We start from the raw sequence: 25,167 nt of genomic DNA on the forward strand, positions 1-25,167 counted from the left end.
CCGAAAACTGATTTTCAAGGATTTGCAAACGATAATCGGCAAAGGATTTCAGGGCGTAGGTTTTGCGTTGGGCTTTGGTATTTTGGAGCATTACGCTTCCGTTTTTATCGTCGATATTGGTCAGGGCAAAAGCGGTTTTGGGCAATCGGTCGAAAAATTTCTTTTTGGCATCGCGATAGTTGGCGAAGGTCTGATGATAGTCGAGGTGGTCGTGCGTCAGATTGGTAAAAACGCCCCCTGCAAAGTGCAATCCCTCGATGCGACGCTGTTCCACGCCGTGCGAACTGACTTCCATAAAGCAATACTGACAACCTGCATCGACCATCATTTTCAGGTATTTATTCAAAGTCAAGATGTCGGGCGTGGTGTTTTTCGTCTCGAATTTTTGGTCATCGACGTAAATGGCGATGGTGGAAATCAGTCCCACCTTGTAGCCCACTTTTCGGAACAACTGATAAAGCAGACTCGTGGTGGTGGTTTTTCCGTTAGTGCCAGTGATACCCACGAGTTTGAGCCTTTCGGACGGATTGTCGTAAAAATTGGATGCCATCGTTGCTAATGCCGATACACTATCCTTTACCTTTATATATGTGATTTCGGAGGGAATTTCCTTCGGAAATTCCTCGCATACAAGGGTTTTCGCTCCGTTTTCAATGGCTTTATCGATAAATAAATGTCCGTCAGCGGCCGTTCCTTTGATGGCGATAAATAGGTCGTTGGATTTTACGGCTCTTGAATCCTGCACGATATTGCCCACCTCGCGGTTGGTTTCCCCCGAAAGGGAAATGATTTCTACGTTTTGTAATAATTTTTTTAGGTTCATAAATTTTGTTTTTATTACGAAAATAATCCTTTTTTACACTTCAATCTTTCTTGTAGCTCGTTTGATAATCCACTGAGTATGTTTATTTTCAGATTGTTGCCAACGTCTGATAAGAGGCACTACCGCTTCATAATTCACTTTAAGCCAATCCGTTAAATGATTTGCAACAGATTTCTTTACGAACATAATTTCGTCTTCTTTGAGCAATTCCAAAATGCGAAAAACAGGCTTTGGATTATTGATAAAAGTGTCCAATTTACTCGCCCAAGGCAATTTCGGACGAAGTCCCTCACTTGCCAATCGTCTCAAATGAAAATTCGGCGACTTTGCCCATTTTTCAATAATTTTTAGCGACTTTTCAGGATATTTTCTGATGTATGGACGAATACAGTATTCGCCTGTGTTTCTTTTGGTTATCTCCTCAATAGCCTTTACAGATACCTCAAAATGTTCCGTACCGTATTCCTGTACAAACTTTCCGATGGGCAAAATCCAATAATAATGAGTAAACATTCCCGTTTCGTTTGGATTTTCCTCGCCCAAGATAGCTACCAAAATCTGTAATGCCGTTTGGTAATCCGTGGGAAGGTATTTTCGCAATAGCTCGGCAATCGTCCCTACGCGTTGTGTATAGGTTTGTCCTTCTACTCTTTGCTCCACTTCTTTTATAAACTTTTTTCCTTGAAAATCAGGATAAACCAAAATGATTTTTTCGGCTAAAAGTTCAGCAAGATTAACACCAAATTGTTCGGTAATACTATAATTTGTTCCCATTTTTTGCTCTATTCTACTTATTTCTAAATAACTATATTCACTAAATTTTTTGTTTCTTCGAGATACTATTTTCGTTTCATTTTCTTTTTTTCGGAGGATTTTTAAAATAATCCTTAAAAATCGGTTTCTGCAAATGTACTTAAAATAAAGTTTATTGGGGTTCTTGTTGCTTTACTTCTTCTTACACCTTGCCAAAGTTTTGAATCTTCCCCCAAAAAAATCACTCCGTGGTAATGATAATTTTCTTGTCGTTTGTTTTAGATTTTTTCGTTTCCTCGTTGAGTTCCCTACGGACTTGCACCGTGTGGTCGTCAATTTTTTTGAAATTCTCGTGCTTCCCTTTGATAGATTTTATCTTGTTTTCAAATCGGAAGGTAAAATTGATTTGCATTTCAAGCATTTGGGCAAAATCTTGTATTTTATCTTCAAGTTCGCCACTGCTTTCGGCTTCGTTTTGTGTCTTTTTGTCGGTTTTGTCGGTTTCGTAGCCTGTTTTGAAAAGCTCTTCCATATCGAGAACAAGGCGTTTGCCGTCCCAGTCGTCTGCCGAATTTACAAAGGGCGAAATTATCTTATGTTCCTTATTATCAGATTTTTCAATCTCGTCCAACTCCTGATTGGAAAGTCGGTCTATTTTAAAGGCAAATCCTGAGGGCGTGTCCCCTACGAACAGCCCTTTTACGGCAATTTTTTTAGCCAATTCCACCGAGTCTTTGTGAATGGGTTTGCCCTCTTCCTCAGCGAGTTGGTACAGCGTTTTCCAATCTTTGGGCAGTTTCTGATTGGACGAATCCGGCATCGTTTTCAGCAACTCCGAAGCTCCTTCGCTTTCCTTGACATCCAACTCAATCAGAAAACTGGTGGTTTGGTCTTTATGGAAGGTCACATCCATATTCACGGTGCAGGATTGTAAAAATCCTATCAAAACGGCAATTAAAAGTATTTTTTTCATCGTTTTTATTTTTAAAATCTTGATAACTGTTTTTTATTCAAACAATTGTATTATCTTTCAAAAAAATCATTCTTATTTTACTTTTTAAAGAAAAACGAAAATAAACAATTTCACCTTATTAATTTTTCGGAAAGAATATAATCCATTCCCTATCAATAGGCTACTCATTGTATATGTACGTTTTAAAACAACAAAGCCGAAAACCTTATTTTGCTTTCGGCTTTGTATTACTGTGAATTACAATTAATTAAACGTGTATCGCAACGACAAGCCCGTTCTGACGGTAGTCAGCGGGAAGGCAGTGGATATCGCCGATTTTGAGAAATTATACTGCAAATAGTACGATGCCAGCAAACTTTTACTCAAATTATATTCTGCCGAGAAGTTGCCTATCCAGCTAGTTTGTCCGGCGGTTACTTGATTGTTAAACACTTCCATATTTCGGATTACGGTAAACTCATCGCGGTATGAAAGCGTTCCTTTCAGTATTAAATCACTTTTTAAGGTGGTTCGGGTTCCGGCAAATTTGGTAACAAAACGCAAATCTTTGATGCGATAACCCAACCCGAGTTTGTACTCTTTACTGATGATTTCGGTCAGATAATCATTATCCAAACTGATAGAAATGGTTCGTTCCCTGCCTAATTCGGCGAGAATACTAACCGAATTTTTCATCTCCATATCGGCGCGCAACAGCGGATTGAACTGTTCCACCAACGTTACATTGGTGAAGAGTTTTTCATTGAGGAAATCGCCCGAAGCGTTTACTTTGTTTAAATCGGCAGGGTCGTATTCCAAATTCGTACGGAATTCACTGAGCGAATAGCTTGCTCTGTAAGCGTGCGACAAACTAAATCGGCGGAAAGCCTTTTTGATTGGCTCCAAGCGCATCAAGCCCGTGTAACGAATGCTCCACTCCGGAATCGGAATGTTCTTAAATGCTCCAAGCGATACGCCTTCGGCACTCTGACCCGAATATGCCGCCAAAAACGCCGGAATCATCACCGCCTGATTGGTTTTTCCAAAACCTTTCGGATAGCCGTCGGCATCTATATTGGCAGGGTCGTTCAGGTTAATGCCCCGCTGAGTTGCCAATCGGCGGGCAACGGTAATTCTGTTTTTCTTAAATTGTTCAAATCCTTCCGAATTGTATTCATCAACCTTGTAGAACGTGGTGGCTATCAGGTTCGTATTAATGTTGAAATTCCCCACTTGGTTGCCCACCAATTTCTGATAAGTTTGGTTAGGAACTTCAAAGGTTTCGGTGTAATTATCTGTGTATTGGCGTTTTGCGGTCAGGTCAATTTGTAAATCCGGAATGGGTTGCAAATTAGCCGTAATGGTCAAATCGCGTTCTTTCGATTGCAAAAACTGATCGTTGAAATCGGCAAAATTGGTTAAATATCCTTTTTTAGCCATTTCATAACGGATGTCGGCTTGACTTCCGAACATAAAACCTAACGACGGCTTGGTAGTGCCTAAAAATCCAACATTTTGGGTATAACCCGGCAAGGTTGTCCCGTTGGTTTCCGAATAGTTGATTCCCGCACGTTTCACCATCGTAGCCAATGACTTCCAGACACTTGCTTTTTCATTTCGCGGTGTGGGTTTTACTCCCAAATAGGCATAAAGCTGGTCGAAAGACATATTGGCGGTCAAGTTATGCGTATTGGCGTTTTGCAACGTATTGATGTCGTGTTTGGCAAGTTCCAACAAGGTTTGTGAACCTCGTTGCCAATCGAAATCGCCTGAATACGTGTAATTTGCCTTGATAAATTGCAAAAACGGAAACTTCGAAAACGGAAGTTCATAATTCACTTGAAATTTGGAGAAGAAATGATTCGGGTCGCCCAAATCCCAGAAATTATCCCACAAACCGGCTTCTTTCCGAACGCCCGTTACTTCGCCGTTGGCATCATACAGATAATAATTCCGAACGATGCTATTATTCGTTGCATTGAAATTAACTCGCAATGAACGGGTTATGTTGTAATTAATCCCCACTTGATAATCCATCAAATAGTTGCGTTGCTGCAACTCGGGCATTGTTTTTTGCTTGGTAATATCCACACCTTCAAAGTAAACGTCTCTGAAAAGCTGTTTAGTGAACGAACGCGTAATGTTTGACGAGAACGTTACGCTGGCAGGCAACAAATTCAAATTCAAGTCAGCCAACCATTTCCAATACCTGTTGCTTGAAAAACGTTGTGATTTTTTGAAAGGCTCTACCGTTTTAGGCGTAAAAGCATAGTTGTAAAGCAAGCCCGTGCGCACGTTCTGTTCGTCCTCATATTCAAGTTCATAATCGTGGTGATTTACCTCATTGTAAGCGTAATTAAACGTGAAATTCTCAATGTTATAAAAACGTTTTTTCTGCCCTTCACTAAATCCTTTTTTCACACCGATAAGGTTGATGCCTCGGCGCAGGGTGAGGTTTTCGGCTTGTTCCTTGATGGCTTGCCGCTCTTGCGGTGTTTGCGCCACGCTTAGTCGGTCTTTCAAACGAATATCCTGATAAACAGGGTCATACTCAGGCGTTGAAAGTTTCTGAGCGTGATTTAAACTCACCGGAATTTGCATATTCCATTTTGAAGGAAGCAACTTGCCGGCATTGACATTCATCACCACGTCGTATTCCTTGGTAGATTCAATAGCGCGCTGATTCGGAGCTTGGTCAACTGCCCCGAAACCTACCGTGTTCATTCGCCCTGTGGCTGAAACGTTTAGCAACTCCGAAGCGTTGGCATCAAGCGCCCCAACCATTGCCCAGCCGCCGTTGTTTACCAATTCCGCCACACGCAATTCATTAAACCAAAATTCACCACTTGCTGAGTTTCCGGACACGTTTTTCACCCCAATCATCACCGAACGCACGCTTCCCAAAGACGGATTTCCCTTAATGGCGTATCGGTTTTCACCGGGTGTATGCGGTGTATTTTCGGTTACGACGTTCAAATTGGCATCGTAATAGGTGGCGTCATTGAGCGTTTGATTGCGCAACCCGATGGCTTTCATTTTAGTAAGCACTTCCATCGGAATGGTTAATTGATTCACGTTAGGCCAGATAAGTGCTTGATTGTTAGACCCCGACGGCGTTACTTGCAACGGGATTTCCACTTGGTAATAATTCTCGTTAAAGTCCGTACCGATACGCATAAAAGCTACCATCTGATTGTCATACAGCGGTTTATTGTTATATGCCTCGGCGTGAACAAACATCTTTATGTATTTGTACTGCCGAAGGTCTAAGCTCATCACCTTGTACACCGCCCTACTGTCAAACGATTCCAATCCGTCAACGATGTATGAGAGCGATTGTTCATTCTGTTCAATCAGTGAATTATTCATATTGATACGCTCACGATGAACCCCCGGAGGCATCACATACGGAATGGGCGTACGTGTCTCATTTTCAATTAAATTCACCGAATTGATTTCAGTATGTGTGTTGTCATCTGACGGGTCGTCCAAGTCGGAGCTCAGCGTGTAATTGTAATAACGCCAATCGCCACGCACCAAATCCAGCGTTCCGAAACGTAACAACATTTCTTGCGAAAAGCCCGTCATATACATTCGCATATGTGTAATGGAGTTGATAATATCAATTTCATCATTCGGGCTTAACGGAAAATTGTACCCCTCACGCACCATTTTTCCTTCCGAAATCGGAATTTTAAACTGAATCCATCGGGCGGATACATTCCTTCCGTTGGGGGCTTCCACCGAAACCGTACGAATGTCGTTTACGTATTTATCGCCTCGTGAAATATTAGGTTTGATGGGCAAACGATATTCAAAATAATTATTTGCCGTATTCATCGTGAAATCGGCATTAATATCTTCATAATCAGGAACTGTTGTAGAACCTCTATTGTTGTCTCCCACCGCTACGGGCGAGTTGCCTTCCGTTCCGTTGTAGTTGTAATAACGATTTAAAATGCTTCCGCCTCGGGCTAAATAATATTCGTAATTATCCAAAGCGGGGTCATTGGGCGATTCGGCTACGTTATTGGTATAAAACGAAGCCTCTTCGGAATTTGGTAACCCGTCCAGCCCCACATCTTGCAAGGCTCGGTTTTCGGCACTTCCGTCAAAAGCATACAAAAGTGACTGCGCCCCGGGTGTTTTTCCCCAAGAAGAAGTATTAACGCTTGATGAAGATGAAAGCCCCGGCAAGCCGTTTTCGTACTGTTTTCGTCCGTCTTTAAGCACGTCTTCCGAGATATTTCCGAGGTTAAAAACAAGTTCACCCGTACCCGAATATTCGCCCGAAGTATAAGGGTCAAGCATCCAAAATTGAATGTATTCGATGTTGCTTTCGCGGAAATCGGAATAGGTCATTCCCCGCATAATTCCCGCCCATTTTTCATCGGCATTAGCCGAAGCAAACGCCGGATTGTTATTGTACTGCCCTTTGGCATTCGGATAGTAAGCAAGGTCTAAGGTTGGTTGCACAAGCGTTTGTCCTTGAGCCACTTGCTGCTCCGGAAATAGTTCTTCAATATAAATTCGACGCGTGCTGTTTTTCGAGATTTCATCACCGCTAACATCCGAAGGTTTTTGAGGCGAATAGAAAATCGGGTCGATGGTATACCACGCCATTTTAGCCCGTCCGTAGCCGTTTTCAAGATTGGTTTTGTCATCGGGCGAAGTTCCGAAAAGTTCCTGTTTGCCTGTTTTTCCGCCTTTACCAAATTCCAAAGGCGTACTTGCTAATTTCCAAGCCAATGGCGAGCGGATATCAATCGTGGTTTGAGCAGACTCAAAATCATCAAGATACACCGTTGTTTCACCGTCAAAATCATCACCTTTCGGAGTTCCGGGCACCAAATAAGCAAATTCACCACGCACCGAAAGATTGGAAGCCACATCTGATTTTATCGTCGGAATGCGATTCACCAGACGCGTCAAGAAAGGTAATTCGGTAGAATACGTTCCGCCGAAACCGAAAATCGTGTTGTTCACCGACTCTTGTCCGTAGCTTGTTTTCTGCGTATAAGGGCGTTCGCGAAGGTTCACCACCGAAGCTCCCAAAATGAATTTGTCATTAATTTTATGTTCGATGTTCAAGCCCATAAAACGGGTGGTTTGTCCGCCGAAAATCAAATTATTTTCAACCGAAACCTGAATCGGTAAGTTTGAAGCCTCCAAACTCGGATTGGTAATTTCCACTGTTCCGGACTGGTAATCAACTAAATAATCAATCCCTTCCACCAAAATACGCCCACCCGCCGTAACCGTAACCGAACCGCGTGGTACGTTGAACGCACCGAGCGAAATTCCTCTCCTGCCCGATGATTTGTAACGCCCTTTGAGCTGGAATTTGTTTTTGTTTCCGTCCATTTGGGCTTCGGTTTTGGTGTTGCCGTACAAACTCGGATACACGTATTTTTTCTGATTTTCGTTGTACGTCGCCGGATTTGAATAATCACCGCCGCCCAAGGTTTTGTGCAAAAACTCACCGAAAGGCTCCACTTTGGTAAAGAAAATTTTTCCGTATTGTTCATCAACCGTAATACCGGGCAAAAAGTCAAAAAATCCGTCTCCGCCGGGTTGCGGGTCGTTGTATTTATTAAGTCGGTCGAAATTAAAAAGATTGAGTAATATTTTGTCTTCCAATCCGGTAGGCCAGCCAACATCTGAAACTTTTGTAATGTAATTGATAGGCGATGGGTCAGAATAATAAATATTCATTCGGAAATCTTCAGGGTCTAACTGCCCGCTTCCTAATGAATACACGTTTTTCATCATCAAATCCCAAATTGGGTCTTTAACACTCAACCGATTACTTTTCAACATCTTTAAAACCAACAAGTTATTAGTAATAGCATTATTGGCAGTTGAGATGTTGTAACTCGTTGCCGAAATTCCGTCATTGGCAAACTCACCCACCTGATACACTTGGCTTCCGTAAGTATATTGATACGCCACCGCCAGCACTTCATCGCTACTCAATGCGGTGTTCAGTGAGATGTAACCCAGCTTAGTATCTATCTTATAATCAATTCCTTCTTCTAATTTTCGGGCGTTTTCAATCACGGCATAATCATAACCCTGATTTACGATGGACGAAAGCGTACCGAAACCCTGTTGCAAGGTTGCCACATCACGAATGGCATCGGTCAGTACCGAACCCGATTTCCCGATTTGGGTAGGGTCGTACCGGTTGGCACTGTTGGCAGGCATATTATTGGTCGTGGACGAGAAGAAACCCGCCGGAGCGTTTTGATTGATTCGCGTGTTTTCAGGACGAACTTCCCCTAAATCTTGCAAAGCCAATATGTTACGAATATTCCCCGTGCGGTTGTTTCGGTTGGTTACCCAAACTTCCAAACGGGTGATTTGCACTTTGCTATTAATAAACGGATAATTTTCCAACGCCTTATCATATTGGTCGCGAAAGAATTGTGCCAAAAAGAAGTTTCGGTTTTCGTCATAATCCAAAGCGGTGAAATCAAACTCGGTAACCGTGCCGCCGCCCTGTGCCGTTACGGTTTTCCGCTCGGATTTCTGCTCGGAAAAAACACCCGTGATGGTCGTACGCCCGAATTTCAGTTCGGTTTTTACCCCAAACAGACTTTGTGAGCCGGTAATGAGCGAGTTAGACATTGGCATTGAAATATTTCCCAACTCCACTTTTTGGATAATATCGTCTTCATTGGGTTCGTATTCCAATTTAAAAACATTCTGAAAATCAAACGAGGCCTGCGTGTCATACTGGGCACTGAGTTGCAAACGCGTACCGATTTTTCCGGTGAGTCCCAAACTGATACGCTGGTCAAAATCCAAACCCCAAGTGCTTCTGTTTCGCGGTGTTATGGCAGGATTGTCGTTTTTGGTGTAACGCACACCCAAGTCAATCCCCACGTTTCCTTGCGGAATAATATCAATGTTTCGTCCGCCGAAAATACTTTCAAAAAAATCGGAATTGACGTACAAATCGGGCAACAAATCGCGTTGCACGTTTTTCTTGTTTTCACCAGATTTACTTTCATCAACGGCGTCCCATTTTTCTTTGTAATACGCCCGCATCCGCTCGCGAAGCACCAAATCTTCGTATTCCTTAACGGAAAGAAACATCGGCGTTGAAAGGTCGTACTCGCCCAATTTTTGCGTATACACATATTTGTTAAGTTGCGGATTATAAGTATACTTATACACGATGCTCTCGGGCTTTTTCAGTCCGATTTTCGGGATATTATTCTTGACCGTAATGCTGTCTTTCGGCGATTCTTGTCCGAAAAGCGGCATTGTTGTTAAAAGCAGTAATAGATTTAGAATTTTCAAAGATTTCTTCATAATTCTATATTTTTTCCGATAATTTTATTAAAAATCACGGTGATTTTCAAAAATGGTTTCAATTTTTTTATTACCAAGCGAGGTTAATTGGGCAAGTTTTGTGAAAGCCTCCCAAATTTCTTCGCGTTCTAAGGTGTCAATGGAATGTTTTTTATCGATTTGATTAAAAATTTGAATAAAATCAGTCAAAATCGCCTCTTTTTCTTCGGATTTTAGGTCTTTTTTGTCCAATTTTTTATACGAGTCGGTATAGGCTTTCATCGCTTTTTTGGCGATGGTGGGGCTGGTGCCGTCTCGTCCGTCCCAAGCGGCAAACGGATTGCCCAAATTGGCTTCTAACCACGCTTCCGAGCGCAATTGTTTCGCCTCAAAATCAGGTAGTTTGCCAAATTCTTTTTTGATGACATCGCCCACCGATTTTGGAATACTCCACACCCAAAGTTTTTCCAACAAAGGCAAATCGACAAGTTGAACAAACTTATCAAAACCATAAACATTGGTCATCCAAAGGCTTTTTAAGTTTTTTAATTCTTTGAAATACAGAGTGTTATGCAAGTTTGCATTTTGCCCATTGATGAGCATATCGCTTATTTGTGGCAAACATTGCACGATATTTTGCACATCGATGGTGTTTTTTTGATTGGAAAAAATGCGAACCTTTTTCACCTGCTCCAAGCCCGAAAAATCAAAGTACGAATTTTCCAAATTCAGTTGCAGATTCAGTAATTTTCCGCCAAACGGACAGACAATCGTTTTTAAAGACGAAAAATCGCCCGTCAAAACCAAATCAACCAGCAACGGATTTAAAATCAACTGCTCTACATTGCTGATATTCAGATGCAAATCGCGAAGATGCGTTTTTGAAATATCCACCACTTTGGGGTTTTGTTTTTGTGGAAGATGTAGCGTGATAAGCATCGGCGTATTTGCCAAATAATCAATCAGTTCCGCCATTAAAAAATCACTTTCAAGCTCGTAAGCATAGCGATTTTTTTGTGGTAAATCTTTAAAAAAATCCGCGGTGGGCAAAGTGTCTTTTATCCAAATTTTGGAATATTTTTGCGATTTAAAATTCTTTTGAATTTCAGGGTCAAGCTGTTGCCAAAGATATTGAGATTCAATCTGTTCCGTGCTGTGAACCGTCCATTTATCGATTTGTTTTTCCTTTGGAATAGAAACAGGCGAGGCATTTCCTAAAAATATAGGATTAAGCGATTGAAAATCAGTTATCCAACCGCAAAAAATTTCCTTTTGCCAATAATGATGGTCATTGTAGAGCGGTCGCCAATGTTTGATGTTGTCAATACTCGGTTTTTCAGACTCAAAAAGATTGAAAACCAGCACCAAAAGCTGATTGTCTTGATTTTTTTCAAGAATCTGGCACGGAAAAAAGCAGTTAAACCGCTCGAGCCAAACTGCAAATACATCACCTATTGAAAACGACAACTCATTCATTATAAACTTTTTAATGCTTGTTTGATGATTTCTTCCACTGAAATTTCGCCTCCTGCCGATTTTATGATTTTATCCACCACTTTTTCAGCTTGTTTTCGGGCAAATCCTAACACTTCAAGGGCGGCAAGGGCTTCTTCTTTGTTGGTATTCACCTCATTATAAGGCACATCGTCAAAATCTTGGAGTTTTGTCATTTTGTCTTTCAAATCCAAAATAACCCGTTGTGCGGTTTTGGATCCAATCCCCTTAACTGACTGAATTGTAGCGACATCGCCGTTGATAATGGCACTACGCACGTGAGCCGCCGTCAATGAGGAGAGCATCGTTCGTGCCGTGCTTGCCCCCACCCCCGAAACCGATAACAGCAACACGAAAACCTCGCGTTCCGCCTTGGTTAAAAAGCCGTAAAGCGTGTGAGCATCTTCTTTGATTTGCAGATGCGTGTATAACTTAATATTTTCATTATCAGGGAGTGATGAAAACGTATGAAGCGTAATATTCACAAAATACCCCACCCCTCCGCAGTCAATTACCACGTAGGTCGGATTTTTTTCGATGAGTTTTCCTTGCAGTTGCGTAATCATTTCTATCGGATTCTAAACCGCTAAATTATGAAATATATTTTTATATGAAAACTTTTTTTGCAAAAACAATTGTTTTTTTAAGATTTCAGCCCAAAATTTTAACAAATCAAGTGATTTTATTCCGTTTTTGAAAATTTTGAACAAGTTACAAAAAAAGCGATGTGTTATACATCGCTTTAGAATTTATAATACATAACCTATTGGTTTTCTGTTTGTTCAACCGGAACTTCTTCTAAAAAACCTTTTTCGAGGAGCAAATTGTACCACTGAATCACTTTTTTGATGTCGCTTGCATACACGCGGTCCTCATCGTAATTGGGTAAGACGCTGAAAAAATATTCCTCTAACGTGGCATTGTCCGATTTTGGCGAAACACTTGCCTTTTCGTTATTTTCTTTTTCCTTGATATTTTTAAATACCTCAGCAAGAGGCACTTCCTTTTCCAACGTATAAATGGCAATTTCCGAAAGTAAACTCACATTGTTGCGAATACCTACCGAAACCCGCTTTCCGTCAGCCAACGACGTTGCCAAAAAGCCTGTGCGTGTTTGTGAGTCCAAATGATATAATCCCGGCTTGCCTGAAATGGCTAAAATTTTACTTAAATTCATCTTTTATTTATAGATTTAATTTTATGATATTCAACAATTTACTTTATCTTTTTTTCGCATCGGGGAAACGCATTCTGTAATCAACCCTTACTTTTCCTTTGCTGATGTCAGCCAATTTTCCTTTCAGCAATCGTTTTTTGAAAGCCGAAAGTTTATCGGTGAACAAAATCCCTTCAATATGGTCGTACTCGTGCTGAATGATGCGCGCCGCAAGCCCATCAACGGTGAGTTCTTGCGGAACAAACTTTTCATCTACATATCTAATAGTCAGTTTTTTATGACGCGAAACATCTTCCCGAACCCCCGGAATACTCAAACAACCTTCATTAAAACTCCACATATCGCCCGTTTCTTCCATAATTTGAGCGTTGATGAACGTTTTTCTGAACTTTTTTAAAAATTTTTGTTCTTCCGCACTTAAATCGTCGTCTTCGGCAAAAGGCGAAGCGTCAATGACAAACAAACGAATGGGCAACCCGATTTGTGGCGCCGCTAATCCCACGCCGTGACTCGTCTCCATTGTTTCATACATATTGGCTATCAGCGTTTTGAGATTGGGATAATCAGCGGTTATTTCGGTTGCGACTTTTCTGAGAACCGGATCACCATAAGCTACGATAGGTAAAACCATAATTTATTTTCGTATTAAAGATGCAAAAGTAAGAAATTAACTTGAAAGGCAAAACTTCCGTTAGATTAAAAATTTTAGACACGCCGGAAGAATCAACACGTCCAATTCCTTTTTTAAATGCACGGACTTTGATAAATTCTCATGTATTTAAAAATGTATTCTTCTGGAAATAAACAAATAACACATACCTCTTTTACAATGATTCATCTTGTTTTGTTTCCGATTTTTTCACTACTTTATCGCCTTTTTTGAGTGTTTTGCTCAACACGGTGTAGGGTCCTGTAAGCACTTGCTCGTCTTTTTCAAGTCCTGAAAGGATTTCGATATTAACATTATCCTGAATTCCGGTGGTAACTGCTTTAAGATGAGCCTTTCCGTCTTTCAAAACAAAAACGGCTTCTTGGCGTTTATCAGCTTCTTCTTTGGTTACATCGGGGTTAATTTCAACCATTTTTTTTATAACAACGGCGCTTATAGGCACTGCCAATACGTCTTTTTTGGTTTGCGTGAGAATGTTGGCTGTTGCCGTCATTCCGGGTCGGAAGGGCGAATAACCCGCTTTTTTGTCTTTTAACAAATCTTGGTATGACGAAACTTCAATCCGGATTTTCACCTTAAAGTTGGTAACTTGGTCTACGCTTGCGGTGGTATTGGCAGTGTTGGCAATGTTTGTAACCACCCCTTTGAACACTTTTTTCAAATAGGCATCTACCTCAATATCAACACTATCACCAATATTTACTTTTACGATGTCGTTTTCATTGACGTCCACTTCCACTTCCATACGGCTCAGGTCGGCAACGCGCATAATTTCAGTTCCTGCCATTTGCAACGTTCCCACGACACGCTCGCCCAACTCAACATTCAGTTTGGAAATGGTTCCGTCGGTTGGCGAGAAAACAGTTGTTTTTCTTAGATTATCACGTGATTCACTCACACTTGCCATCGCACTTTGCACATTGTAACGAGCTGATTCTCTGTTTGCTTTAGCGATATCGTAAGCCGAGGTTGCTTTTTCCCAATCTGATTTTGATATAACGCCTTTCTCAAAAAGAATTTGGCTTCGTTTGTAGCTTTCTTCACTTTCTTTAAGGCTTGCTTCGGCTTGTTGTAACGAGGCTTTTACGGTTTCAAGCCCTGCCACGCTTCGATTCACTACCGATTCATATATATCCGGATTGATGCGCACCAGCAAATCACCTTTTTTCACCATTTGCCCCTCAATGACAGGAAGTTCTATAATTTCACCGGAAACCTCTGATGAAAGTTTAATTTCCAATTCGGGCTGAATTTTTCCGGTTGCCGACACTTTTTGTGTTAGCGTGGTTACTAAAACTTGCTGTATTTCAACCTCTTTTCCATCGGGTTCATCACCAAACCAGCCTGCTTTTTTTCCCACAACAAGCAATATCAAAGCGAAAGTGACTACCCCAATAATTAATACTGTCTTTTTTTTCATAACTACTAATTATATATAAAACAAAATCAATTGGTTATATGCAAATCAAACTATTTTCCGGCGTTAAGTCCGTTAAAATAATAATCTAATACTTTTATTTTGAGAATGTACTGATATTTTGCCCGTATCATTTCATTTTCAGCATTTTCGTACTGATATTTGGTTTGATTAAAATCAAAGGTGTTCATCAGCCCCACGGCATAACGTTCTTGGGCATAGGCATACGATTGTTGTTTGGCCTGCACGGTTTTTTGAGTTGCCTCAAAGAGTTTTTTGGCGTTAGAAGCATCAGTATAAGCCTGATAAACAGTTCGTTCTGTGGCAAGTTCGGCTTGTTCTTTGTTCCACTGACTTTTTAAAAGATTGAGTTCCTGTCGCTTAACATTTGAATGTGTTGAAAGTCCGTTAAAAATCGGCACTGAAAGCGACAATCCTGCATACATTCCTTTGTTGGCATCTAACTGTTCCCAAAAGTTTTGCAACTGATTTTTAGACCATCGTGTGTTGTAACCCCACTGCGCCGAAAGTCGCGGAGAATAAGCCGAACGCGCTATTTTTAAATTATTTTCGGCTAAATCCACATTAGCTTGGGCTATTTTAACATCTTGAAGCACTTCTTTGGCTTGTTGAAAAATTTCCGCCGGTGTTTTTGCCAAAATATCAGTGATAGGAACCTCAATTGAAGTATCAATCACATCAAAATCCTGATAATTTTTGAGTAATAACAACTGTGCCAACCCCATTTTCGAGATAAACAGTGCATTTTCAGTAGTGATAATTTGCTGTTCTTGCAGAAGAATTTGCGACTCAACCTCATAAATATCGCCTTGTGGCAGTGAGCCCGCATCAATTAAATCACGCGTGCGCTGCAAATTTTCTTTTGAAGTGGCAAGTTGCAGCGTTAATGTTTTGATTTGCTCTTTGTTAGAAAGAATTTCGAGATAGGCATTCATTATCATCAGAACAACATCGTCCTTCATTTTATCAAGGTTGTATTGTGATGCCATCCTGCCAAGTTCGGTTTGTTTGAGTCTTCGCCAATTTTGCAAACCCGCAAACAGAGTCAAATCCATACTAACCCCACCCGAAGCCGACTGAAAAAACGCATTTTCATACTGATTGGTAACCGGATTAATGTTTTTTCCTTCGTTGAAATTGTAAACCACATTTCCGTTCAGCGAGGGCAAAAATGCGGCTTTCGCCTGTAACCTGTCAACCGATGTAGCGTGCACGTCTATTTCAGATTGTTTGATGGAAATATTGTGCTTCAAGGCGTGGTCAATGCACTGTTCCAGCGTCCAAAAAGTTTGCGAAAATCCCACCAACGGACATAAAATCAAGAATGCAAGTATGCTTTTTTTCATTGTTTCTCTCAATTTTGTTGTTCAAATGATTATTTGAATCATAAAGCTGAATTCTGCCTGCCAAAGTAGTACTTTTTTTCAAAATAAACGTGTTTTTTATGTTTATTTTTCAGAAGAAAAAACTAACTCTCTGTAAATCAAAATCAAAAAAGCCCTCTTATAAAAGAAGGCTTTCTCAGAATAACTTAAAAATTATATAATTATGATACCAAATTTCCGTATTAGCTCGCTTGCTCGGTAGTGTCCACCAACACTTGCCCGCGGTAGTACAATTTACCTTCGTGCCAGTGAGCTCTGTGATACAGGTGATTCTCTCCTGTTACAGGGTCTTTTGCAATTTGCGGAACTACGGCTTTATCGTGTGTTCTTCTCTTATCTCTTCTTGTTTTTGACTGTCTTCTCTTAGGATGTGCCATTTCTTATTTATCTTTATCAGTTATTATTATTTTTTTTAAACTTTCCCATCTCGGGTCTATTTCATCACTTTCTTGAAAATTTTCTTTGGGTGTTAAAGCTTCCAAACGGTCTAAAATTTCGGAATGTAACGTTCCGTTTGCAACCTCAGGATGCACCCGCTTTGCCGGAATTGAAAGTACTATCAATTCATAAATGTACTGAGCCACATTCACTTGACTTTCACCATAAGGCAAAATCAACAATTCCTCATTTTCATCATTAAATTCCTCGCCAAACTTAACCACAAGGTCTAAACTGCCTTGTACTTTCATATCAAAAGGCTCGTTTGAAAGGTCACAGTTCACGTTTACAATACCTTCATTTTTAAAATGAAGTTCAAGCAGGGTTGTTTTTTTGTTCAGCAAAACCGCAACTATCTGTTTTATAGCATTTACCTCATCAAATCCAAACAAACTCAAAAAGTGTGCATCAATCTCATAAACAAACTGATGTTCACCTTGTTTTAAACCTGCAAAAGAGATGTTATATTCCTTTAACTTCTTCATTATCTGTAAGTTTGGCGTAAAAAAACCAAACTAAGCGTGTGCAAAGATACAACTTTATTCCAATTTGTCAATAATTTTTTAAAAATATTTTTCAGATTGCCTCACAAATCGGGAATTTTAAACAAACAAAATCCTTTTTGGGTGTATCGCAAAATGATTGACAATCCGAATTATTTTTCAGCACAAAAAATCTTTTTACAGTATTGGTAATTAACATTTTATTCCGCATAGCAAAAAAATATAAACCTCTATAAATAAACAACTTAATCATAAAACAGATTTTATGAGTTATAAAATATTTCTCCATAATAACCACAGCCGAATTTAGTTAAAAAACAGCAAAATTTCAAAAAAACAACAACAATGTGTCAAAAAGTGGTGGAATGTGGGATTTTTTTTCTATTTTTGTCCGGTATTTTCTGATAAACATTTTCAATGGCAATTCTCATAGGCACATACGAATGTAAAATCGATGCAAAAGGGCGGGTGGCTCTTCCGGCTTCACTAAAAAAACAGCTGGGAGAAAGTGAAACGCATTTTGTGTTGAAACGCTCTGACTTTCAGCGATGTATTGATTTTTACACAAGAGAAGAATGGGATTTGGAAATGCAAAAAATCAACAGCCTAAATTGGTATGTGAAAGAGAATAATGATTTTATCCGAAAATTTATGTCGGGCGTGAAACTTATTGAAATTGACTCAGTTGGCCGAATGCTCATTCCCAAAGATTTGATTGAGTTTTCAAAAATTGACAAAGAAATCGTGCTTTCGGCATTAGGAAATCGGGTTGAGATTTGGGATAAAACCTCGTACGAACGGGCTGTTTACACCAGTCCCGAAGAGTTTTCGAATTTGGCAGAACGCGTAATGGGAGGATTGCAAAATGGATAACACAAATACATATCACAAGCCCGTTTTACTCAACGAAAGCATTGATGCACTGGCAATTAAAGAAAACGGCACTTACGTGGACGTAACCTTTGGCGGCGGCGGGCATTCGCGCGAAATTCTCAATCGGTTGAGCGCAAACGGAAAATTATTTGCCTTTGACCAAGACAATGACGCTCTGAAAAACGCCATCGACGACGAGCGTTTTACGCTTATCAATCAGAATTTCAGATACATAAAACGCTATTTAAAATTCTACGGGGTGCGTAAAGTAGATGGCGTTTTGGGCGATTTTGGCGTATCGTCACATCAATTTGATGAGCCACAACGCGGATTTTCAACCCGTTTTGAAGGCATTTTGGATATGCGAATGAATCAAAATCAAACCATTTCGGCTCAAAATATTTTAAATGAATACACTGAAAATGAATTAATAAGCATTTTTTTCAAATACGGCGAACTCAAAAATGCCAAAGCCATCGCCCGAGCCATTACAACCGCCCGAACCGAACAAAAAATCGTAACCGGCAGTCAATTACAACAAATTTTAAAACCTTTTTTGCAGAAATTTAAAGAAAATAAAACGCTGGCACAAATCTACCAAGCCATTCGCATTGAAGTAAATCAAGAAATGCAGGTTTTGGAAGAGTTTTTGTTGCAACTGCCCGATATTGTTGAAGTTGGCGGACGCATAAGCCTCATCAGCTACCATTCATTGGAAGACCGATTGGTAAAACGTTTTATTCGCGACGGGCAATTTGAAGGTGCTCCTGAAAAAGACTTTTTCGGAAACGTTTTCCTTCCGTTTAAAAAAGTAGGCGGATTAATCGTTCCGTCAGAAACAGAAATACAACAAAACAACCGCGCCCGAAGCGCCAAATTGCGCATCGCACAACGAATTTAAACACACCTACATACAAGTAACAAACACAATGGGAAAAGCAACCAATGAAATAAAGAATATTTTACGCGGAAAATTTCTGGTAGAAGGCAAAGAAGCCACGAAAAACTGGACATTCATCGCGTTTTTGTTCATTTTGGGTGTGATTATGATTACCAGCTCTCACAACGTGGATAAAAAAGTGCATCAAATTGCCAAACTCAATGACGAGGTCAATGAACTTAAAAGCCAATTTGTTGATGTACGCTCAAATTTGCAAAAAGTAAAACTGGAATCGTCCTTATTGGAAAAACTTAAAAGCAAAGGACTCAAACAACCCGAAAAACCACCACAAAAAATCAAAGTAATTATTAAGGAATAACTCAAAAACACACTTTCGACGTAAAAATCAAACCGAAAAACACAAAAACAATGGCAAAAACAAAGAATGACAAAAAGATATTGGCTCGTACTTACATCGTTGCGATTGGTATGTTGTTGTTAGCCGTTGTTATTTCCGTGAAACTTATAAAAATACAGATTGAAGGCGACCAATATCGAGCAAAAGCCGAAGAAACCACCTTGCGCGAGGCTGAAATCATTCCCAGCCAAGGCAATTTGTACTCTGATGACGGCAGTTTGCTTGCCACTTCCGTAACCCGATATGACATCCGTTGGGATGCCATCGCGCCTTCAGCAAAAAACTTCAAAGCCTACGTTAAACCACTAAGTGATTCTCTGGCTAAAATGTTCGGAAAATCAACTTCTTACTATCAAAATCTCTTAAAAAAAGAACGTTTAAACAAAAATCGTTACCTCCTTATCGCCAATCAGTTAGGATATTCCGATTATTTGCGCATCAAACGCTTTCCGTTGTTTGAAAAAGGTCCGTATAAAGGCGGATTAATCGTTGAACGCAAAGTGAAACGCGAATATCCGCTCGGAGGAATCGCTCACCGAAGCATCGGTTATGAACGCACCGACGAAAACGGATACACCACACGCGTTGGGCTTGAAGGCGCTTACTCCAACTACCTTATGGGAACAAAAGGGCGTCGATTGGAACAAAAAATAGCGAAAGGGCAATGGAAATTAGCCAGCGGCTTTAACATTATCGAACCCAAAGACGGCTACGACGTGGTTTCCTCCATAAATATCAACATTCAGGACATCGCCCACCACGCCCTGCTCACACAACTCCGAAAATACAAAGCAAAACACGGTTGTGTCATCGTGATGGAAGTAAATTCCGGCGAGATTAAGGCTATTTCCAACTTGGAGCTCAACCCAAAGAACGACACTTACGCCGAAAGGTACAACTACGCCATCGGGGAGGCACACGAACCCGGGTCTATCTTCAAATTAATGTCGGTCGTGGCAGCCATTGACCAAGCCGGCATCGACACTACTTATGTTGTGGACATCAAAAACGGGAAAAACACATATTACAACGAAACCGTGGAGGACTCTCAGCGCAGTTTCACCGGCAAAATCAATATCGCCAAAGCGTTTGCCGTGTCGTCAAACGTGGGAATGACCGAAATGGTGCATCATTTGTTTTCCAAAAACCCGAAGGAGTTCACCGGCAAGCTGACCGAGATGCATTTAGACCAGCCTTTGGGCTTACCCATCTTGGGAGAGGGCAATCCGTACATTCCAAAGCCCAAAGACAAGAATTGGAGCGGTATTTCGCTTGAATGGATGTCCTTCGGCTACGGATTAAAGCTCACTCCCTTGCAGAGTTTGACTTTTTACAATGCAATTGCCAACAATGGCGTGATGGTAAAGCCCCGACTCATTAAAGAAGTGCGTGAATGGAACAAAACAATCGAAAAATTTAACGTGGAAATCATCAACGAGCGCATTTGTTCCAAAGAAACGGCACAAAAAGCCAAAGGTTTGCTGGCGAGCGTGGTTCAAAAACCCTACGGAACGGCTCATAAACTCTATTCACCTGATTTTTCAATGGCGGGAAAGACCGGTACAGCCCGTAAGAACTACGGAAGCAACGACCGTTCCAAACTTAGCTACATTTCATCCTTTGCCGGATTCTTTCCGGTAGAAAATCCGAAGTATTCGTGCATTGTCGTGATTCACGAACCCGATAAAAGTGTCGGATATTACGGCGCTGACGTATCGGGACCCGTTTTTAAAAGCATCGCACAGAAAATTTATACCAATTCACTCTTAATTGACACCGTTGAAGACGTAAACCGAGCCTCCGAAGCCACCGAGAACAAGTACAACGATTATTACGCCAAAGCGCAGAAGTACAAAACTATCGTTCCCAGTGTTGTGGGTATGGATGCTATGGACGCCGTGGCGCTTTTAGAGAATATGGGACTAAAAGTACGCCTTATCGGTGAGGGCAAGGTCAAAACCCAATCGATTTCCGGCGGACAAAAGATAGGAAGTAACAAAAACATCACACTTACGTTAGAAAACACCTAAACAACAGCCGTGAAAGCACCTTTTATCTCCATTTTTATTTTGTTATTGCTTAATTGCGCTTCATCTTCGCAAAAAAACACATCGCAGCGCAATTTCCCGAACGTGATTTTGATTTATGCCGATGATTTGGGCTATGGTGACGTCAGTTGCTATGGCGGAACCATTCAAACGCCTCATATTGACCGCCTTTCCGAGCACGGAATAAAGCATCTTAACGCCTATTTGGCAGCAGCAACCTGCACACCTTCTCGGTACACGCTCTTAACGGGTGAGTATGCTTGGCGAAAGCAGGGAAGAGGCGTAATTAACGCAGACGCACAAGCACTTATTCCGGCAGGAAAGCAAACCGTTGCCTCGGTTTTCAAACAAGTTGGGTACACTACCGCCGTAATCGGGAAGTGGCACTTAGGGTTGGGCGACGAAAACGGCATTAATTGGAACGGAGAAATAGCAAACACCCCCGAAGACGTTGGTTTTGATGAGAGTTTCATCATTCCGGCAACCGCCGACAGGGTTCCGTGCGTGTATGTACAAAATCGGAAAGTAGTTAATCTCAATCCTGCTGACACCATCCATATAAACTACCAAAATCCCGTAGGAAACAGCCCCACCGGAAGGCAAAACCCCGAATTACTCAAACTCCCCTACTCGCACGGGCACGATATGACAATCATCAACGGCATTAGCCGCATCGGATACCAATCCGGCGGAACCGATGCCCTTTGGAAAGATGAAGATATTGCAGATGATTTAGTCAGAGAAGCAAAAAAGTTTATCACCAAACAGAAAAACCATCCGTTTTTCCTATTTCTGGCAACAAACAACATACACGTGCCTCGGATGCCGCACCCTCGGTTTCAGGGGACGACCACACAGGGGCTGCGGGGTGATGCCATTGTTGAATTAGACGCTATGGTGGGCGAAATAAGCAAAATTCTGGATAGTTTACGCCTTTCTGAACGAACGATTGTCATTTTTTCAAGCGATAACGGCGCCGTGCTTGACGATGGTTATGCCGACAATGCCGTCGAGCTAACGGGGAAGCACGACCCCTTCGGAAAACTTCGGGGCGGCAAATATAGCGCTTACGAAGCCGGCACCCGCATTCCGTTTATTGTTTCGTGGAAAGGAAAACTCAAAAAACAGGACTCAAAAACGCTTATAAGTCAAACGGATTTCATCAGTTCAATGGCATCAATGCTTAATACGCATTACGACAAGCATCAAGCAATTGATTCGGAAGACCAATGGCTTGCGTGGACAGGCAAAAAACAACAGGGACGCACACATATCATTCAAGAAGCCATCAGAAACACGCTTTCTATCGTCAAAGGTAACTATAAATATATCGAACCTTCACAAAGCACAATGAAAACAGCTTGGGAAACGGGTATTGAAACAGGGTTTTCTCCAAAACCGCAACTTTATAACCTAAAAAATGACCCGAAAGAGCAAAATAACATTACAACAACCCTTCCAAGCATTACAAAAGAACTCAAAGAAGAACTTGAAAAGGTTAAAAACAACAAGAAATAGCTTTCGTTAAAGAAAAATACTTTTAAATAATATTTTTCAAGATAGATAAATTAATTGTTTTTTATTAATTTTTATCAGATAACCTATATTTTTGAATGGATAACGCATAATTTCAAGTAGATTGCACATAATTTCAAATGGATAGTCTATACTTTTGAATGGATAACACATACTTTTGAATGGATAACACATAATTTTAAACAGATTATTCATAATTAATCATCAAAAACACACTTTTTAAATAAGACAACATTAAAAATAAAACAAAAAATACATATTTATATACAAAAAACCTTTAACGAAAAAAAATTTTACAAATACAACCCTCTTAAATCGCTCAAAAAAGTATCTTTGTTGCATACAACTATATGAAGAGCGTTTATATTTTATCATAAAACACTTATAATCAACATTAAAAAAAATGAAATACACCGAACAAATCCATCGAATTAAAGAAAAATTACAACAAGCCCAAAAAGCCGACCCTGATTATAAGGTTTTTGGAGCAGACAGCCACGAATATAAGCTGGGCAAACCCATTTCCGAAGAAAAATTGCAACAATTGGAGCAAAAATACGGCATTCGTTTGCCCGAGTGTTTCCGCAGTTTTTTACTTCATATCGGCAATGGCGGAAAGGGAAGATATGGCGGAGCTGCCCCTTTTTACGGCTTGTACGCTATTGATAAGTGCTTGAAAGAGAGCAAGGAACAACTTGCCTATCCGTGTGTGATTTATCCGAAAATGAGCGAAGAGGCTTGGGACAAACTCATCGAAAAGACTTATGATGAGGACATTACGGACGACGAGTACGACCTTACCATCAACAAAGCCTTCGGTTCGTTGCTCACTTTCGGTACGCAGGGTTGCACTTACGAAACCGCCATCGTGCTGGAAGGCGAACACCGCGGACGCATCGTCAATACGGATATGGATTTGTTCAAACCGTATTTTGCTTTTGAGAAAAACTTCTTGGATTGGTACGAACGTTGGCTTGATGAGGTGATTTCGGGTGAAATTTTGTACATTGCCAACGGATTTAGCTACGAAATGGGCGGAAGTGCGGCAGAATTATTGGCGTTTTTTGAAAATTCCACCGAAAAAGAAGACAAAACAGACGCTCTGGAAGGACTTCGATGCAAAAAACCGCCGTTAGATGCCGAAATTTTGGCAAAAGTGGAAGCCTACGCCCAAAAACAAGACGATTTTTTCACTTATTGGGCAACCATTTTGTGTATTTCCGACTTTAACCGTGCTAAAAAATATTTTGGGGAACTCGCCGAGCGTGATTTATTGCGATTTTTCCAAAACATTCATTGGTATTCACCTGATAAACAAACCGATAGTAACGAACTCTTGCCCATCATCCGCGAAAAATTACCGCACATAACCGATGAGGAAACGCTTCGTTTTGGCGGTTATGTATTGCGTGAAACGGGCGTGGATTATGGCGAGTGGTTGCTCCCTTTCGCTGAAAATCAAGATTATAAAACCCGTTCGACCGCCTTTTATTTTCTGGGGCAATTAAAAAACAAGGAAAAATATTTGGACACTTTCATAAAAGGTTTGCACGAGGAAAAACCCTATGTGCTGACCACCGTTTTACAGGCACTTCACGGCGTTTCGGATAGAGTTTTGTTACCTCATTATCAGCGATTAGCACAGCGTTTCCCAACGGAAGACGAGGACTATGTTTATATCAATATCAATCACCGTTTAAAGGATTTCGGACTCACCGTTAAGAAGATTTTAAAGATGAGATTTTAGGGTTTTGGGCGGAGGTTTTTTGTTGAGTTTGGAAAAAATTGAAGATAACTTTTATGTAAGAATGGCTACGAAAAAAAATCGTAGCCATCTAATTTTCATAAGGTTATTTCTTTTTTAAAATTATTGCACACACCACGCTTATTAGAAAGGAAAGTAAGAAAAATTTAATATTTATCAAATTATTGATACTTTTTTCAAATAACAATTCAATCAATAGGTTAGCAATAACTATTGTAAAGAAAATAACACCAAATTGTTTTAAGTAATTCATAATTATTTACCATTGCATTATGACAGAAATCGCAGAAGCACCAGCACCGGTAATGACAGCTCCCCAAACACCACCTCTGCAACCTACCAAAGCTCCGACTGCATCACAACCACCAACTTTCCACCGATTTATGTGTGCCATTCGAGCTGTTTTGGCATAACTGGCTTGATATTGTTTAGCTGTAAAGTTATCAAAGTCTCCTTCTCCACCTTCTTTTTTAGGAGCCCAGTATTTAGCAGAATGTTTCAAAGTTGAGTAAAAGGCGTAAATGCCTTCCAACTCATCTTGTTTAAATTTTTCTGCGGCAATACTCTCTCTTTTTTTCACTTCTTCTAAGATTTCTGTGAGGGTTAATTTATTAGAGTTTAAAAAATCTAAAACCATATTTTTTCTTGTATATCAGTTTGTTTATTTAATAAAAGAATAACTGAATACTTGCAATATTGCCCTTTGCTGAACTCC

The 25,167-nt window shown here is 40.5% G+C and carries 19 protein-coding genes; 6 read left to right on the forward strand and 13 right to left on the reverse strand.

The features are described 5' to 3' along the window. The 12 genes from Q4D72_RS00005 to Q4D72_RS00060 all read right to left on the reverse strand — a co-directional run. A partial coding sequence (locus tag Q4D72_RS00005) for a Mur ligase family protein (protein ID WP_303075350.1) occupies positions 1-823 on the reverse strand: 823 nt, incomplete at its 3' end. A 33-nt stretch (positions 824-856) separates the two neighbouring features. Further along, entirely contained in the window at positions 857-1,597 is a 741-nt protein-coding gene (locus Q4D72_RS00010; RefSeq protein ID WP_303075351.1) for a DNA alkylation repair protein, read from the reverse strand. 220 nt (positions 1,598-1,817) lie between these two features. Next, positions 1,818-2,549: a hypothetical protein gene (locus Q4D72_RS00015; RefSeq protein ID WP_303075352.1), complete on the reverse strand. Its 732-nt coding sequence runs from the start codon at positions 2,547-2,549 to the stop codon at positions 1,818-1,820. Positions 2,550-2,792: 243 nt separating this feature from the next. Then, complete coding sequence (sprA, locus tag Q4D72_RS00020; RefSeq protein WP_303075475.1) at positions 2,793-9,800, reverse strand: cell surface protein SprA; 7,008 nt, start codon at positions 9,798-9,800, stop codon at positions 2,793-2,795. A 75-nt stretch (positions 9,801-9,875) separates the two neighbouring features. Beyond that, positions 9,876-11,303, reverse strand: a complete 1,428-nt coding sequence (locus Q4D72_RS00025) for a hypothetical protein (RefSeq protein ID WP_303075353.1) — start codon at positions 11,301-11,303, stop codon at positions 9,876-9,878. Then, positions 11,303-11,887 (reverse strand): Holliday junction branch migration protein RuvA, encoded by a 585-nt coding sequence (ruvA, locus tag Q4D72_RS00030; protein ID WP_303075354.1) that lies wholly within the window; start codon positions 11,885-11,887, stop codon positions 11,303-11,305. Before ruvA ends, Q4D72_RS00025 begins: the two co-directional genes overlap by 1 nt. Before the next feature lie 197 nt (positions 11,888-12,084). Next, positions 12,085-12,498, reverse strand: coding sequence for a DUF5606 domain-containing protein (locus tag Q4D72_RS00035; protein ID WP_303075355.1), 414 nt, complete (start codon positions 12,496-12,498; stop codon positions 12,085-12,087). Between the two features lie 43 nt (positions 12,499-12,541). Further along, complete coding sequence (def, locus tag Q4D72_RS00040; RefSeq protein WP_303075356.1) at positions 12,542-13,129, reverse strand: peptide deformylase; 588 nt, start codon at positions 13,127-13,129, stop codon at positions 12,542-12,544. A gap of 193 nt (positions 13,130-13,322) precedes the next feature. Continuing rightward, entirely contained in the window at positions 13,323-14,588 is a 1,266-nt protein-coding gene (locus Q4D72_RS00045; RefSeq protein WP_303075357.1) for an efflux RND transporter periplasmic adaptor subunit, read from the reverse strand. Between the two features lie 50 nt (positions 14,589-14,638). After that, on the reverse strand, positions 14,639-15,952 hold the full coding sequence (locus tag Q4D72_RS00050; RefSeq protein ID WP_303075358.1) for a TolC family protein: 1,314 nt from the start codon (positions 15,950-15,952) through the stop codon (positions 14,639-14,641). A 221-nt stretch (positions 15,953-16,173) separates the two neighbouring features. Beyond that, the gene (gene rpmF / locus Q4D72_RS00055; protein WP_303075359.1) at positions 16,174-16,368 is read right to left on the reverse strand and encodes a 50S ribosomal protein L32; all 195 of its coding nucleotides are present in this window, start codon (positions 16,366-16,368) and stop codon (positions 16,174-16,176) included. A 3-nt stretch (positions 16,369-16,371) separates the two neighbouring features. Then, entirely contained in the window at positions 16,372-16,914 is a 543-nt protein-coding gene (locus tag Q4D72_RS00060; RefSeq protein WP_303075360.1) for a DUF177 domain-containing protein, read from the reverse strand. A 435-nt stretch (positions 16,915-17,349) separates the two neighbouring features. Between Q4D72_RS00060 and mraZ the strand changes: the two genes are divergently transcribed. From mraZ to Q4D72_RS00090, 6 genes are all read left to right on the forward strand, one after another. Beyond that, a complete protein-coding gene (gene mraZ, locus Q4D72_RS00065; RefSeq protein WP_303075361.1) occupies positions 17,350-17,805 on the forward strand; it encodes a division/cell wall cluster transcriptional repressor MraZ in 456 nt (151 codons plus the stop codon). Then, a complete protein-coding gene (gene rsmH / locus Q4D72_RS00070) occupies positions 17,798-18,706 on the forward strand; it encodes a 16S rRNA (cytosine(1402)-N(4))-methyltransferase RsmH (protein ID WP_303075362.1) in 909 nt (302 codons plus the stop codon). The genes mraZ and rsmH overlap by 8 nt, the downstream gene beginning before the upstream one ends. A 28-nt stretch (positions 18,707-18,734) precedes the next feature. Further along, a complete protein-coding gene (locus Q4D72_RS00075) occupies positions 18,735-19,064 on the forward strand; it encodes an FtsL-like putative cell division protein (protein ID WP_303075363.1) in 330 nt (109 codons plus the stop codon). Between the two features lie 50 nt (positions 19,065-19,114). Further along, positions 19,115-21,133 (forward strand): penicillin-binding protein, encoded by a 2,019-nt coding sequence (locus tag Q4D72_RS00080; RefSeq protein WP_303075364.1) that lies wholly within the window; start codon positions 19,115-19,117, stop codon positions 21,131-21,133. A 9-nt stretch (positions 21,134-21,142) separates the two neighbouring features. After that, positions 21,143-22,669 carry a sulfatase-like hydrolase/transferase gene (locus Q4D72_RS00085; protein WP_303075365.1) on the forward strand — a complete coding sequence of 509 codons (1,527 nt, stop codon included), beginning with the start codon at positions 21,143-21,145 and terminating at the stop codon, positions 22,667-22,669. Between the two features lie 421 nt (positions 22,670-23,090). Next, positions 23,091-24,434 (forward strand): SMI1/KNR4 family protein, encoded by a 1,344-nt coding sequence (locus Q4D72_RS00090; RefSeq protein WP_303075366.1) that lies wholly within the window; start codon positions 23,091-23,093, stop codon positions 24,432-24,434. A 277-nt stretch (positions 24,435-24,711) separates the two neighbouring features. Here the strand turns inward: Q4D72_RS00090 and Q4D72_RS00095 are convergent, their stop codons facing one another. Then, entirely contained in the window at positions 24,712-25,089 is a 378-nt protein-coding gene (locus Q4D72_RS00095) for a hypothetical protein (protein WP_303075367.1), read from the reverse strand. Between the last annotated feature and the right edge of the window lie 78 nt (positions 25,090-25,167).

The sequence above is a fragment of the Capnocytophaga sp. genome (assembly GCF_030532915.1).
Classification (GTDB): Bacteria; Bacteroidota; Bacteroidia; order Flavobacteriales; family Flavobacteriaceae; genus Capnocytophaga.